Origin of the sequence: Acinetobacter sp. BWR-L5 (assembly GCF_039655985.1) — a bacterium.
Lineage (GTDB): Bacteria > Pseudomonadota > Gammaproteobacteria > Pseudomonadales > Moraxellaceae > Acinetobacter > Acinetobacter johnsonii.
Map to the genome: position 1 here is coordinate 251,553 of NZ_JAGFEV010000002.1, position 12,716 is coordinate 264,268.

The following is a 12,716-nucleotide window of genomic DNA, read 5'->3' on the forward strand; positions in this document are numbered from 1 at the left end:
CCCACTCAGCGAGTGGAAGTGTTAAACTTAACTCAATTCTTTGGTCTTAAAAGTTTCCATGTCAGTACCTGATCTTGTTTCTGCTGCACCTGTTCATGTGTGTGTGGTTTATCATAGCGCCTATGGTCATACGGCGAAAGTCGCTCAGTATATTGCACAAGGTGCAGAGCAGGCGGGTGCTGATGTGCATTTAATTTCTGTTGCTGCAGTGCAGTGGGACTTGTTAGATCAGGCCGATATTATTGTGATGGGTTGCCCAACGTATATGGGCAGTCTTACCGCAGCGCTTAAGCAGTTTATGGAAGATTCCTCTAAGCGTTGGTTAGCACGGGCTTGGCAAGGAAAACTGGCTGCAGGCTTTACCAATGGTGGTGGCTTAAGTGGCGATAAACTGGCGGTATTACAGCAGATTAATTTATTTTCTATGCAGCATGGTATGTTGTGGGCTGGTTTACCGTTTATGCCGACGGGACGTAGCCAACACGATATTAATCGGATGTCGAGCTTTTTAGGTTTGATGACTCAGTCAGACAACGCCAGTATTGAAATAACCCCACCCGAAGGTGACTTGGAAACTGCTCGAAAGTTTGGAAAATATTTGGTTGAGCTAAAAGCTGACTATTAACAGTTCTAATAATAAAAAAACCTCCACATAGGAGGTTTTTTATTATTTATGCATAATACGGGCTTTATCACGTTGCCAGTCACGGTCTTTTTCTGTGGCACGTTTGTCATGTAGCTGTTTGCCTTTCACTAAAGCGATTTCTAATTTCGCACGTGGTCCTTTCCAATAAGCAACAAGCGGAACACACGAATAACCTTTTTGATTCACTGCGCCGAGTAACTTATCCAGTTCACGACGGTTCAACAGTAACTTACGGGTACGGGTCGCTTCAGGAACAATGTGCGTAGATGCACTGAGTAAAGGCTGAATTTGAGCACCGAACAGGAAAGCTTCACCATTTTTAAAGGTGATATAACTCTCAGACAGCGTCATACGACCTGCACGCAATGATTTCACTTCCCAGCCTTGCAGCGACAGGCCAGCTTCAAATTTTTCTTCAATAAAATAGTCGTGACGTGCACGTTTATTCTGTGCAATCGTCCCGCTGGTATTTTTTTTAACTACAGTTGCTTTCGCCATAATCAATTACTTCCAACAATGTACCTATTGTGCCTTAAAGCAAGGTTAAGGTGAAGTTTTTTCAAATTTATGGAGTTTCTTCACCTATAAAACAAGTTTTTGCTAAAATATGGCTCTACAAAATCAACAGAGTAAAAATGGATGTCTAAAACTCGCGTCATTTACCCGGGGACTTTTGATCCAATTACCAATGGTCATATTGATTTGGTCACACGTGCATCACGTATGTTTGATGAAGTGGTAGTAGCCATTGCCATTGGTCATCATAAAAACCCTCTCTTTAGTTTAGAAGAGCGTGTGAGCTTGGCCAAAGCATCATTAAGCCATCTTGATAATGTTGAGTTTGTAGGTTTTGATGGTTTGTTGGTAAATTTCTTCCGTGAACAGAAGGCAACGGCTGTACTGCGAGGATTGCGTGCAGTGTCTGACTTTGAATACGAGTTCCAGTTAGCCAATATGAACCGTCAACTTGATTCACACTTTGAGGCAGTATTTTTAACGCCGTCAGAGCAGTATTCATTTATTTCATCGACGTTGATTCGTGAAATAGCACGTTTAAAAGGTGATGTGACGAAGTTTGTACCGCAAGCTGTAGTCGCTGCTTTTGAACGTAAACATCAACAAGGTTGGTAATGTGTCTTTATATATAACCGATGAATGCATCAATTGTGATGTTTGTGAACCTGTGTGCCCCAATGAAGCCATTTTCATGGGGGAATTGATTTATGAAATCAATCCAGACTTATGCACAGAGTGTATCGGACATTATGATAAACCCCAGTGTCAATTGTTCTGTCCAGTGGACTGTATTCCGCTTGATCCTAATCATGCGGAAACTGAGGATGAGCTCATGGATAAATATAAAAAGCTGATTGCTCAAAAAAGCGCAAGCAATTAAGTCTAAGATTTGATACTATGCGCCTCGAAGTGAGCCAGACGATCGCTGCTGCGGAGATCTCCGTGATTGAAGCAGGGGAGGAAAGTCCGGGCTTCATAGGGCAAGGTGCCAGGTAACGCCTGGGCGGCGTGAGCCGACGGAAAGTGCAGCAGAGAGTAGACCGCCTTCATTATGGTTTCGAGCAATCGAAATCGGAGGTAAGGGTGAAAGGGTGCGGTAAGAGCGCACCGCATGGCTGGTAACAGTTCATGGCATGGTAAACCCCACCGGAAGCAAGACCAAATAGGGATCCTTTAGGCATGGCCCATGCTGGATCCGGGTAGGTCGCTTGAGCGTATGAGTGATTGTACGCCTAGAGGAATGATCGTTCTCGACAGAACCCGGCTTATCGGCTCACTTCAACAAATTTTGATCAATTAAGCGCGCAAGGTACTTGACGTACTAGTGAGAAAACCACATAATGCGCGCACAGTTTACGGCTATGTAGCTCAGTTGGTTAGAGCACCGCACTCATAATGCGGGGGTCACAAGTTCAAGTCTCGTCATAGCCACCATTTTTATAGATCATGCTCTCAGCATGATCTTTTTTTTTTTGTGGGGAAGAAAGGCTGTGAAACAGTCTTTATTTACTTGCCATTTCTGAAATGGCCTTGTGGTTCGCTGCACCGTTATTTCGATATTTAAACCAAAGCTGTGACTGCGGACATTTATGATCTTTTTAGAACTTCCCCTCGCAGTTAATGTTTTCAGGCGTTAAATTGATCTGCATCTGTAATTTTTGAATGTGTTGCCAATTGGCTTGATGTTCGGGCAATGCAAAAATTTGATGATCGACTAAATTGAGTTTTTTAAAGAGATGTGCTGACTTGCACAGTAGCATCCTTCTGCTCTTTCTAAAGCCAAGTTTTGCTGTGCAGTTGGGCTTAAGCGATCTGCAGTCAGGATCTTTTGTTGTCCTTTGGCGTAGTTGACCAATATTTCTCGATCTTTTAGGCTAAATAATAGGTTGGAGTTGATATAGGTCGCTACATCACGCCGTACACCGTTATAGTCGGTGATCATGGGGGAAATCAGCTGACAACTGCTCAATGCTGTAGTACTTAGGATAAAGAAAAAACAGACTCTCTTTTTCATTATCTTTCTCGTAAATATGCCTAACTTAAATATAGCTTGCAGTATAAAAATAAGTTTAAAAAGAGTGGTTTGCTGAAAAATTGATAGTTTAAAGTGTTTTTGTATATTGAATAACCATTTGTGTGTAAAAAGGGTTGACGCTTGCCTTTGAACTTTGCATAATGCGCGCACAGTTTACGGCTATGTAGCTCAGTTGGTTAGAGCACCGCACTCATAATGCGGGGGTCACAAGTTCAAGTCTCGTCATAGCCACCATTTTAAAAGACCAAGCTCTCAGCTTGGTCTCTTTTTTTGTGCGTAAAAAATAGATTTGAATATGTCGATATAAAAAAGCCCAAACAGATGTTTGGGCTTTTTTTTGGAAAAGCAGCTTATACGCCAGCTTTCCAGCCATTCATGATCGGGTAACGACGTTCACGGCTAAATGCGCGTGAGCTGATACGCGGACCAATTGCACCTTGGCGACGTTTGTATTCATTGAAATCGACCAAACGAATCACTTTAGCAACCACTTCAGCATCAAAGCCTTTGGCAATGATGTCATCTTGGCTCATATCTTCTTCGATATAGGCATACAAAATGGCATCCAGCACATCATATGGCGGTAAAGAGTCTTGGTCTTTTTGATCTGGACGTAGCTCTGCTGACGGTGGGCGAGTAATCACACGCTCAGGAATCACAGGCTTGTCTGAAATGCTGTTACGGTATTTCGCAAGTTCAAACACAATGGTTTTATACACATCTTTCAGTACGGCAAAACCACCGACCATGTCACCATAGAGCGTGCAGTATCCCACCGCCAATTCTGATTTGTTGCCTGTAGACAGGACCAAATTACCAAATTTGTTTGATAAACCCATCAGCAGTGTACCGCGGGCACGCGCTTGTAAGTTTTCTTCAGTTGCATCCGTAGGGCTGTTGCCAAAGAACGGATAAAGCGTTTGCATAAAGCTGTTTACAATCGGGTTGATTTCAGCAATCCCAAAAGTTACCCCCATACTTTTCGCTTGTTCAGCAGCATCTTCTACACTGATTTGAGCGGTATAGGTATATGGCATCATTACGGCTTGGACTTTGTCGGCGCCAATCGCATCGGCTGCAATGGCAAGAGTTAGAGCTGAGTCGATCCCGCCTGATAAACCCAAAATCACTCCAGGGAAACCTGAGCGTTGTACATAGTCACGGGTCGCCATTACTAAGCTTTGATAAATCTCTGCCATAGTGTCTAAAGCAGGCGGCAGAGCATTGGCCTTAAAGGCTTGTTGTTCTGCTTCGTATTCAGCGAAATACAGAGATTCTTTAAAGCTTTCAGCTTGAAGTACAACCGAACCGTTTTTGGCAATCACGAAGCTTGTACCATCAAAGATCAGGTCGTCTTGACCGCCGACTTGGTTGGCATAAACCAAGTTGAGGTTCATTTGTTTCGCCAGTGCAGACATGGTTTCAACGCGGTGCTGTGGCTTACCGACTTCATATGGTGAAGCATTTAAGACCAAAGCCGTTTCTACATTGAGCTGTGCCAATTGTTGTACTGTTGACAGTGACCAAACATCTTCACAAATCAACACACCAAACTTATGCCCTAGATATTCAAAAACAAGGTGTTGATGCCCTTCGGTGAAGTAGCGCTTTTCATCAAATACGCTATAGTTTGGCAAGTTTTGTTTGTTATACACACCCAAAACTTGTCCATCTTTCATGACCGCAGCGGCGTTGTAGCGTTGACCATCTTCGGTTTGGTTGACAAAACCAAAGACCATCACAATGTCTTTTACTGTTTTAAGTTGTTCAAAAACTTGTTGCGTGCGTTTGGTTAGGCTAGGACGTAGAAGTAAATCTTCTGCTGGGTAACCAATGCTCGAAAGTTCTGGAAAAATAATTAAATCAGCATTTTGTTTTTTTGCTTCATTGGCCTGCTCCAACATTTTTTGGGCATTTGCTTCAAGGTTGCCAATGTGCGGAGAGAACTGTGCAAGTGCAATTTTAAAACTTTTCATTTCCAACTAAATCCTATACCTATAGGGATATACACGACGATTGAGTTTGTTATAGCTATAAGTTCTACGTGGTGTAAGTGACGATAAACAAATAGAAGTATTAATCAATAATAAGTGCGAATACTATATACGAAATGCGATTTTTTTTAAGGGATATTCTAAAAAAAATCCGTAAATGTCCTTAAAAAGAACAAATTATTCTAATGTCTTTATGGAGTGTGATTGTGTGGTTTCAACCGCTTTTACAAAAAATACAGCAAAAGTTTGAACTTAAAAATCGGCCCTTGACTGAAGGGGAGAAAAAGCTTGCCAGCAGTATTTTTGGGAACAGTCTGAACATGGATTCGGTTCGAATTATCGCGCATCGGGCAGTGTTGCCTCATTATGCGATTAGCCCCAATGGACATGTCTATTTTAATATCAAAGACTGGTGCGAAAACTTTGCCGACCAACCGATTCATCAACAAGCTTGGTTGATTCATGAGCTAACACATGTTTGGCAAATTCAACAGGGACTCGCTGTAGTGCGTAAGGCGCTTTTTAACCGTCAATACCGTTATGCATTAAAACAAGGCAAGCAGTTTTTAAGCTATGGCATCGAACAACAGGCGCAAATGGTGCAAGATTATTTTCTTAAAAAACACTATGGCGAAGAGTGCTCAGCCTATGAGCAGTGTATTCCCTTTGTGGCACACAAAGCCTCGTTCTGACCCCGATAGATAAATCTGTAGAGTGATTGTTAGACAACAGATTTTAAAGTCATAAATTGCAAATCATTTGAAGAAAAATGCCAGTGGCATAGGGGAAGCGGACTCTTATTTTGAATGCAAAGCACAGGTAAAAATCGTGAGATTGAGCCTGAAAAATGAGCTAAAAATAAGAAGGAATGTCCTATGCGTATCGCTCTTCCATTGAAAGGCAAAGCCAGCCAAATTTTTGCAGGACCCGTATTCGATGCTGAAAAACAGTCTGCGATTATTCCGATTCGGCATATGAAATTTGACTTTGAAGCGGAGAAAATTGATCCCAAATTTTACTTAAATGCGGAGTTAGCCAGTGCTTACTTTGCATCACTCTCGATCTTTCTGACCTATGGTGAAGACTTGGTGATTGATACCGCCCGTTATCACCGCGATTTCCTCACAGACCCTGTATTAAAACAACGTGTGACGTCTTTGATTGGGCAGGAGGCATTGCATTCAAAGCTACATGAAGAATTGAACGATACTTTTAAACAGGTTGATTTGCCGGTTGGCATTTTTCGTTATTTAGCCGAAATCGTTTTTGATTACGGTTTTAACCGTTTACCACAACCGATGAAATTGTCTTTGATGGCAGGTATTGAACATTTTACCGCGGTGTTGTCTGAATACATGATGAACCATGAAGAGATTTTCTTCGATTCTCAAGATGAAAAGCAACGGGCGATTTGGATGTGGCACATGTTAGAGGAATCTGAGCACAAAGACATTGCATATGATGTGTTTCAATCACTTTCTAATAACTATGCTTTGCGTATTGCAGGCTTTTTTCCAGCCCTTATCACCATTTTGCTGCTGATTTCCATGGCGTCAGTTTTTGTCCCGTTTTATCGCAAACCGTCTAATTTGGTGAGTCTCAGTTATTGGAAGGATGTGCCGCGCAGTTTCAGCCTCTTGTTTGGGCTGAAACGAGGTGTTTATGGCAGTAGTTGGATGCATATTTTTGACTATTTACGTCCGAGCTTTCACCCGAATGACTATGACACTTCTGCATTTTTAGATTATTACAAAGAGCGTTTACTACACCCTGAAACAGGAGTATTAACCCCCTATTTCACTAAAGAATTTACTCCAGTACTGAAATCATAAAAAGGAGGTTATGACATGGGACTGTTGAGTAAAAAAAATAAACCAAGTGAAAAGGCTTACGCAGTTGTAACTGGTGCAGGTAGCGGAATTGGTCGTAGCTTTGCACTGGAACTGGCAAAGCGCGGTGGTGATGTCATCTGTGCAGATATTGATTTAAGCTCGGCACAGGAGACGGTAGATTTGATTCAGTCGATGACATCTACGTCAGCCTATGCAGTGCATTGTGATGTTGGATTAAAAGAATCTGTACACGCTCTGGCGGAGCAAGCGGAACAGCTTTTGGGACATCCTGTCACCTTGCTCATCAATAATGCCGGAGTTGGGCTAGGTGGTAAGTTTGATGAGGTGTCGCTGGAGGATTGGCAGTGGTGTATGCATGTCAACCTGTGGGGGGTAATTCATGGTTGCCACTACTTTGTCCCCAAATTTAAACAGCAAGGTTTTGGTGCCATCATCAATGTGGCATCAGCTGCGAGCTATACTGCAGCCCCTGAGATGACAGCGTATAACGTGACAAAGTCTAGTGTTTTGGCACTATCAGAAACCTTAGCTTCAGAACTTCATGCTTATAACATTGCAGTCAATGTGCTATGTCCGACCTTGGTGCCGACCAATATTATGAAGAATGGCCGCTTGCCGAGCCGCTATTCTGGACTGGCTGACAAACTGCTAATGAACCATGCGTTTACCACCAGTGATGCTGTTGTAAAAAAAACATTAAATCGCTTAGATGCAGGCAAGCTTTATACCATTCCTCAACCCGATGCCAAATTGTTTTGGTGGATGAAGCGGGCATCACCAAGCTTATACGTCAAGCTTTTAGGTTTGGGTTATCCACTGTTTAATCAAATCACAAAATAAGAATAGAGAAAAATGAATATGGAAACGCAATTAGAGATAGAGCAAGCAGATGTGCAAGCACCGTCTGATCAAATGCGAGATCAAACTACGACGCCAAAAAGTACGGAAGCTCAACCTAAGCAAACCCGTAAAAAGGCTGTGCTTCGTCCTAAAGCCGCACATACTTACGATACCATTGTTGTAGGTGCTGGGATTTCGGGCATTGCTACGGCTTATAAAATGAAACAAGTCGGCTATCAGGACTATCTGGTTTTAGAAAAGGCAGAGAGAGTTGGTGGTACGTGGCGTGATAATAATTACCCTGGTTGTGGCTGCGATGTACCTTCGGCATTGTATTCATTTTCCTTTGCACCTAGTCATCAATGGAGCCATTTATTTGCGAAACAACCTGAAATTTTAAGTTACTTGGAACAGGTGGTTGAGCAGTTTGAATTACAAGACAAAATCCGCTTTCAGCATGAGTTGCACAGTGCAAAGTGGAATGAAGAGGCGAATATTTGGCAACTTGAAACTTCTCAAGGGACATATCAAGCACGAACCGTGATCTTTAGCACAGGGCCGATTACAGAACCATCTGTACCTAAGATTAAAGGGATAGAGGGGTTTAAAGGAGAAATGTTCCATTCAGCCCGTTGGAAACATGATTATGACTTAACGGGAAAGCGGGTTGCAGTGATTGGAACAGGTGCATCTGCCATTCAGTTTATTCCACAAATTCAGCCGTTGGCGAAAGAGTTGATCGTATTTCAGCGGACTGCGCCGTGGGTTTTGCCCAAAGCGGATATGCAGCTCAATGCTACAGTGAAGTCGTTGGTCGCCAAATTCCCGATGATTCAGCAAGGCTGGCGGAAGAGTGTTTCCAGTATTTTAAATGGGATCAACTTTGGGCTACGTCATCCTTCACTGCTGGAGCCAGTCAATGTTTTAAGCCGTCAATTATTAAAATTGCAAATACAGAATGACGCCTTACGTAAAGCCGTAACGCCTAACTTTTCGATCGGCTGTAAGCGGCTTTTATTTGCCAACAATTATTATCCAGCACTGCAACAAGACAATGTCACCTTGTTGCCACAAGGTTTGGTCGAGATTGATGGGCAGAGTGTCATTGCGGCAAATGGGGAGCGATTTGAGGTTGATGTTATTATCTGGGGAACCGGTTTTGAAGTGGCACATCCTCCGATTGGGCAACGTGTATGGAATGCACAAGGCGAGCGATTGGCTGACCTTTGGAAGTACGGTTCTCCAGAAGCGTACTTGGGCACAAGTTTGGAAAATGTGCCGAATGCCTTTTTGGTATTGGGGCCAAATATCTTGGTCTATGACTCTTTTATTGGGATTACTGAAGCGCAGATTCAGTACATTGTAGATGGCCTACTAAAAATGAAGCAGCAAGGCTTTAAACGTATGATGGTCAAGCGAGATGTTCTACGTTATCACAATGCCAAGGTACAAACTCATTTAAAAACCACCGTATTTAACCGAGGTGGTTGCTCAAGCTATTATTTAGATCAAAATGGGCGTAACTTCGCGGCTTGGCCGTGGTCCTTGGCTGAGTTAAAGCAACGTTTATCTGCGCTTGAGCTAAAACACTACGATGTTGTTGAAGCTTAAAGTAGCCACATTAAGTATTAAAAAAAGCCTGAGTCTGTTCAGGCCTTTTAATACTTTAAGGGTGTGATTCATGAATGGTAGGTTTAGAGTTCAATATATAAAAAAACCACCCATGCGGGTGGTTTTTTGTCTATCAACGCAGACCGAATTAACGGTTGATGTCGCGTTGAACTTCGCCAGTGTAAAGCTGACGAGGACGACCGATCTTGTATGGACCGCTGTGCATTTCTAACCAGTGGCTGATCCAACCAACAGTACGTGCAAGCGCGAAGATCACTGTAAACATTTCTGTCGGGATACCAATCGCTTTAAGGATGATACCTGAGTAGAAGTCTACGTTCGGGTATAGGTTACGTTTGATGAAGTATTCATCAGAAAGCGCGATACGTTCAAGTTCCATAGCAAGAGCAAGCTGTGGATCGTTGATGCCAAGCGCACCAAGAACTTCGTCACAAGTTTCTTTCATTACTTTCGCACGTGGATCGAAGTTTTTGTACACACGGTGACCGAAGCCCATGAGTTTAACTTCTTTAGTTTTCACTTTTTCCATGAAGTCAGCAACGTTCTCTACAGTGCCGATTTCATCAAGCATCTTAAGAACAGCTTCATTCGCGCCGCCGTGAGCAGGGCCCCAAAGTGCAGAGATACCCGCAGCGATACATGCATATGGGTTCGCGCCAGTAGAACCAGCTAAACGTACTGTAGACGTAGAAGCATTTTGTTCGTGGTCTGCGTGAAGAGTGAAAATACGGTCCATTGCTTTAGCAAGGATCGGATCTACTTTGTAATCACGGTCTGCTGGAGTAGCAAACATCATGTACAAGAAGTTTTCAGCGTAGCTTAAGTCGTTACGTGGGTAAACGAATGGTTGACCTACAGTGTACTTGTAGCTCCACGCAGCCAAAGTAGGTACTTTAGCAATTAAGCGGATAGCTGTAATTTCACGGTGATCAACATTTTCGATGTCTAAGTTGTTGTGATAGAACGCAGAAAGCGCACCAACTACACCAACCATGATCGCCATAGGGTGAGCATCGCGACGGAAACCATTGAAGAAGCGGCTAACTTGATCGTGAACCATAGTGTGGTTACGAACTTTAGCATCAAATACTTCTTTTTGTTCAGCTGTTGGAAGCTCGCCATTGAGAAGTAAGTAGCAAGTTTCTAAGTAGTCAGCTTTAGTTGCTAACTGGTCGATTGGGTAGCCACGGTGTAAAAGCACACCTTTGTTACCGTCGATGAAAGTGATTTTAGACTCGCATGCAGCAGTAGCCATAAAACCAGGATCAAAAGTGAAGTGACCTGCGGCCAATACATCCTTAACGTCGATTACATCTGGGCCCAATGTGCCGCTGTAAATTGGTAATTCAATTTCTTTGCCATCAAGCTGTAAAACGGCTTTTTTGCCAGTTGCTTCAGACATTCAATAGATCTCCTGTCCTGGTGAATGATTTATCTGACTCGAAATACTCATCTTTTAATGCACGAATCAGACGGATTAAAAATTTGCTCTAAGAGTAGAGAGTGCTGAAATTTTGTCAATTATACTTATGGATAAAATGATGACTTCCGAAGTTATAGTTAAGATTTAATCCATTAAAATTTGCATAAAATCACAGCACCGACACACTATAATAAGTTAATTCAAGGAGCAAGTGCATAAATAAAAAATGTTGCTGGCGCAATTGTAAGCAGTTTTATATTGAAAAAAGCGCTTGAAAAGAAACAGAATTCAAGTCGTCATATATTTACATTTATTATGATTCTCGTAACTTACGCATCATTTTAAAAAGAAAATGCTGCTTTCGTAGTCATTGTTAAAAACAATAAGTGACTCAAAAAAAATGATTTAATTGTATAAAAAATAGCTTATTTGGTATTTCGAAAACGATATATAAGTCACTTTTTTTATTTATACGGATGTGAAAAAATTGTTTTAATTAAAATTTATTACGAGATATTTCAATCTTGTAGGGGATTAATCTGTTGCACCAACATCATGCATATTTATGTCACTATATTAAAATAAAATAATGAACATTTTATATATAAATAAAAAATGATTAAAATAAAGCAGTGAAATTAGCCAGTTTTAAAAACAAGACTTTTTTGTGCATCTTTAGTCTAAAGTCGAATTTTACCGTTTTTGTATAAATTTTAGCGCTTGAATTTGGTGTTTATTTTATAAAAACCAACCATATAGCTGAGATTTGAAGCTAAAGTATTGTAGCGCAAGGTATTTATCTATGTGTTAATGATTCTTATTTAAAGAATTTTTATGCAAAAAGGCCAAGGGCATTGTTTGTATTTTGATAGTTCACGTCTTATAATTCAGTGTCGTTTTAAGTTCAAACGCTATTTAATTTAGAGTTTTAAAGTAGCTGCTGAACAATGCCAGCTTTCCTTCGAATTAATTCCAACAAACTCCGGATGGAGTTTTTACTTACAGGATGCCCGCTGTGAAAAGCAACAGACCTGTCAATTTGTCCATGGGTCAAGTTTTAGAAGTAAACTTAAAATCCCCTGTGGCTATTGCATCAATCTTACACCGTCTATCAGGTGTCATCGTATTTTTACTCGTACCGGTACTTCTATGGATCTTAGACAAGTCATTGTCTTCGCCTGAAGGATTTGCTCAAGTTCAGGCTATTTTTAATAGCTTCATTGTGCGTTTTGTCGTATGGGTATTTGTAGCCGGCTTAATTTTCCACTTTATTGCGGGAGTTAAGCACTTACTTGCAGATATCGGTATTGCTGAAGAACTGCAAAGTGGTCGTATCGCAGCTACTATTTCATTGATCTTGTCTGCAATCGGTATCGTTGCGGCATTTGTATGGATTGTTATCTAATGAAAAGTGCTACTGGTTTAACGGGTTCAGGTTCTCGCGATTGGTTTATCCAACGTGTAAGTGCTGTCGTATTAGCGGTTTATACAGTTGTTGTTTTAGGTTGGATCCTATGCAATGGCGGTTTTAGCTACGAACAGTGGTACGGCTTTATGATGACAGCTCCAATGAAGATCTTATCTTTATTAGCCGTCTTATCTCTTGTTGCACATGCATGGATTGGTATGTGGCAAGTATTCACAGACTATGTGACTACTCGTCAAATGGGTCCTTCAGCTTCAGGTTTACGCCTTGTACTGACTTCAGCAGTAATTATTGCTGTATTTGCATATGCGATCTGGGCAATCCAGATTTTTTGGGCGAATTGATAGGAAT

At 41.7% G+C, this 12,716-nt stretch carries 13 protein-coding genes, 2 tRNA genes and 1 other RNA gene; 12 read left to right on the top strand and 4 right to left on the bottom strand.

Annotation, left to right across the window (positions count from 1 at the left end):
• Positions 1 to 58 precede the first annotated feature (58 nt).
• The gene (locus JZ787_RS04695; RefSeq protein ID WP_346311794.1) at positions 59 to 625 is read left to right on the top strand and encodes a flavodoxin family protein; all 567 of its coding nucleotides are present in this window, start codon (positions 59 to 61) and stop codon (positions 623 to 625) included.
• A 42-nt stretch (positions 626 to 667) separates the two neighbouring features.
• On the opposite strand, the gene smpB is transcribed toward JZ787_RS04695, so the two are convergent.
• Entirely contained in the window at positions 668 to 1,144 is a 477-nt protein-coding gene (gene smpB / locus JZ787_RS04700) for an SsrA-binding protein SmpB (RefSeq protein ID WP_004695532.1), read from the bottom strand.
• 141 nt (positions 1,145 to 1,285) lie between these two features.
• Between smpB and coaD the strand changes: the two genes are divergently transcribed.
• The 4 genes from coaD to JZ787_RS04720 all read left to right on the top strand — a co-directional run bounded on the left by coaD (position 1,286) and on the right by JZ787_RS04720 (position 2,596).
• Positions 1,286 to 1,777, top strand: coding sequence for a pantetheine-phosphate adenylyltransferase (coaD, locus tag JZ787_RS04705; RefSeq protein WP_004695534.1), 492 nt, complete (start codon positions 1,286 to 1,288; stop codon positions 1,775 to 1,777).
• A gap of 1 nt (position 1,778) precedes the next feature.
• Positions 1,779 to 2,042, top strand: a complete 264-nt coding sequence (locus JZ787_RS04710; RefSeq protein ID WP_004695536.1) for a YfhL family 4Fe-4S dicluster ferredoxin — start codon at positions 1,779 to 1,781, stop codon at positions 2,040 to 2,042.
• A gap of 26 nt (positions 2,043 to 2,068) precedes the next feature.
• An RNA gene (gene rnpB / locus JZ787_RS04715) (RNase P RNA component class A) lies at positions 2,069 to 2,446 on the top strand.
• Between the two features lie 73 nt (positions 2,447 to 2,519).
• Positions 2,520 to 2,596, top strand: a tRNA-Met gene (locus JZ787_RS04720).
• 280 nt (positions 2,597 to 2,876) lie between these two features.
• On the opposite strand, the gene JZ787_RS04725 is transcribed toward JZ787_RS04720, so the two are convergent.
• Positions 2,877 to 3,176, bottom strand: a complete 300-nt coding sequence (locus JZ787_RS04725) for a hypothetical protein (protein ID WP_346311795.1) — start codon at positions 3,174 to 3,176, stop codon at positions 2,877 to 2,879.
• A 178-nt stretch (positions 3,177 to 3,354) separates the two neighbouring features.
• On the opposite strand from JZ787_RS04725, the gene JZ787_RS04730 reads away from it, so the two are divergent.
• Positions 3,355 to 3,431 (top strand) — tRNA-Met (locus JZ787_RS04730).
• Positions 3,432 to 3,547: 116 nt separating this feature from the next.
• Here JZ787_RS04730 and JZ787_RS04735 read toward each other — a convergent pair.
• Positions 3,548 to 5,173 carry an NAD+ synthase gene (locus tag JZ787_RS04735; RefSeq protein ID WP_346311796.1) on the bottom strand — a complete coding sequence of 542 codons (1,626 nt, stop codon included), beginning with the start codon at positions 5,171 to 5,173 and terminating at the stop codon, positions 3,548 to 3,550.
• A gap of 203 nt (positions 5,174 to 5,376) precedes the next feature.
• On the opposite strand from JZ787_RS04735, the gene JZ787_RS04740 reads away from it, so the two are divergent.
• From JZ787_RS04740 to JZ787_RS04755, 4 genes are all read left to right on the top strand, one after another.
• Positions 5,377 to 5,883: a type IV secretion protein Rhs gene (locus tag JZ787_RS04740; RefSeq protein ID WP_078389149.1), complete on the top strand. Its 507-nt coding sequence runs from the start codon at positions 5,377 to 5,379 to the stop codon at positions 5,881 to 5,883.
• A 183-nt stretch (positions 5,884 to 6,066) separates the two neighbouring features.
• Positions 6,067 to 7,023, top strand: coding sequence for a metal-dependent hydrolase (locus JZ787_RS04745; protein WP_168158161.1), 957 nt, complete (start codon positions 6,067 to 6,069; stop codon positions 7,021 to 7,023).
• Positions 7,024 to 7,038: 15 nt separating this feature from the next.
• Positions 7,039 to 7,884, top strand: coding sequence for an SDR family NAD(P)-dependent oxidoreductase (locus JZ787_RS04750; RefSeq protein WP_234950553.1), 846 nt, complete (start codon positions 7,039 to 7,041; stop codon positions 7,882 to 7,884).
• Positions 7,885 to 7,902: 18 nt separating this feature from the next.
• On the top strand, positions 7,903 to 9,495 hold the full coding sequence (locus tag JZ787_RS04755; protein ID WP_346311797.1) for an NAD(P)/FAD-dependent oxidoreductase: 1,593 nt from the start codon (positions 7,903 to 7,905) through the stop codon (positions 9,493 to 9,495).
• A gap of 148 nt (positions 9,496 to 9,643) precedes the next feature.
• On the opposite strand, the gene gltA is transcribed toward JZ787_RS04755, so the two are convergent.
• A complete protein-coding gene (gltA, locus tag JZ787_RS04760) occupies positions 9,644 to 10,918 on the bottom strand; it encodes a citrate synthase (protein ID WP_004695551.1) in 1,275 nt (424 codons plus the stop codon).
• Positions 10,919 to 11,945: 1,027 nt separating this feature from the next.
• On the opposite strand from gltA, the gene sdhC reads away from it, so the two are divergent.
• Together sdhC and sdhD are read left to right on the top strand one after the other, a co-directional pair.
• Positions 11,946 to 12,344: a succinate dehydrogenase, cytochrome b556 subunit gene (gene sdhC / locus JZ787_RS04765; RefSeq protein WP_005400408.1), complete on the top strand. Its 399-nt coding sequence runs from the start codon at positions 11,946 to 11,948 to the stop codon at positions 12,342 to 12,344.
• Complete coding sequence (gene sdhD, locus JZ787_RS04770; protein ID WP_004695554.1) at positions 12,344 to 12,709, top strand: succinate dehydrogenase, hydrophobic membrane anchor protein; 366 nt, start codon at positions 12,344 to 12,346, stop codon at positions 12,707 to 12,709. The genes sdhC and sdhD overlap by 1 nt, the downstream gene beginning before the upstream one ends.
• The last annotated feature ends 7 nt before the right edge of the window (positions 12,710 to 12,716 follow it).

Coding starts and splice junctions, on each gene's coding strand:
- JZ787_RS04695 (WP_346311794.1), top strand. CDS start 59: ATGTCAGTACCTGATCTTGTTTCTGCTGCACCTGTTCATGTGTGTGTG.
- smpB (WP_004695532.1), bottom strand. CDS start 1,144: ATGGCGAAAGCAACTGTAGTTAAAAAAAATACCAGCGGGACGATTGCA.
- coaD (WP_004695534.1), top strand. CDS start 1,286: ATGTCTAAAACTCGCGTCATTTACCCGGGGACTTTTGATCCAATTACC.
- JZ787_RS04725 (WP_346311795.1), bottom strand. CDS start 3,176: ATGAAAAAGAGAGTCTGTTTTTTCTTTATCCTAAGTACTACAGCATTG.
- JZ787_RS04735 (WP_346311796.1), bottom strand. CDS start 5,173: ATGAAAAGTTTTAAAATTGCACTTGCACAGTTCTCTCCGCACATTGGC.
- JZ787_RS04740 (WP_078389149.1), top strand. CDS start 5,377: ATGTCTTTATGGAGTGTGATTGTGTGGTTTCAACCGCTTTTACAAAAA.
- JZ787_RS04745 (WP_168158161.1), top strand. CDS start 6,067: ATGCGTATCGCTCTTCCATTGAAAGGCAAAGCCAGCCAAATTTTTGCA.
- JZ787_RS04750 (WP_234950553.1), top strand. CDS start 7,039: ATGGGACTGTTGAGTAAAAAAAATAAACCAAGTGAAAAGGCTTACGCA.
- JZ787_RS04755 (WP_346311797.1), top strand. CDS start 7,903: ATGGAAACGCAATTAGAGATAGAGCAAGCAGATGTGCAAGCACCGTCT.
- gltA (WP_004695551.1), bottom strand. CDS start 10,918: ATGTCTGAAGCAACTGGCAAAAAAGCCGTTTTACAGCTTGATGGCAAA.
- sdhC (WP_005400408.1), top strand. CDS start 11,946: ATGCCCGCTGTGAAAAGCAACAGACCTGTCAATTTGTCCATGGGTCAA.
- sdhD (WP_004695554.1), top strand. CDS start 12,344: ATGAAAAGTGCTACTGGTTTAACGGGTTCAGGTTCTCGCGATTGGTTT.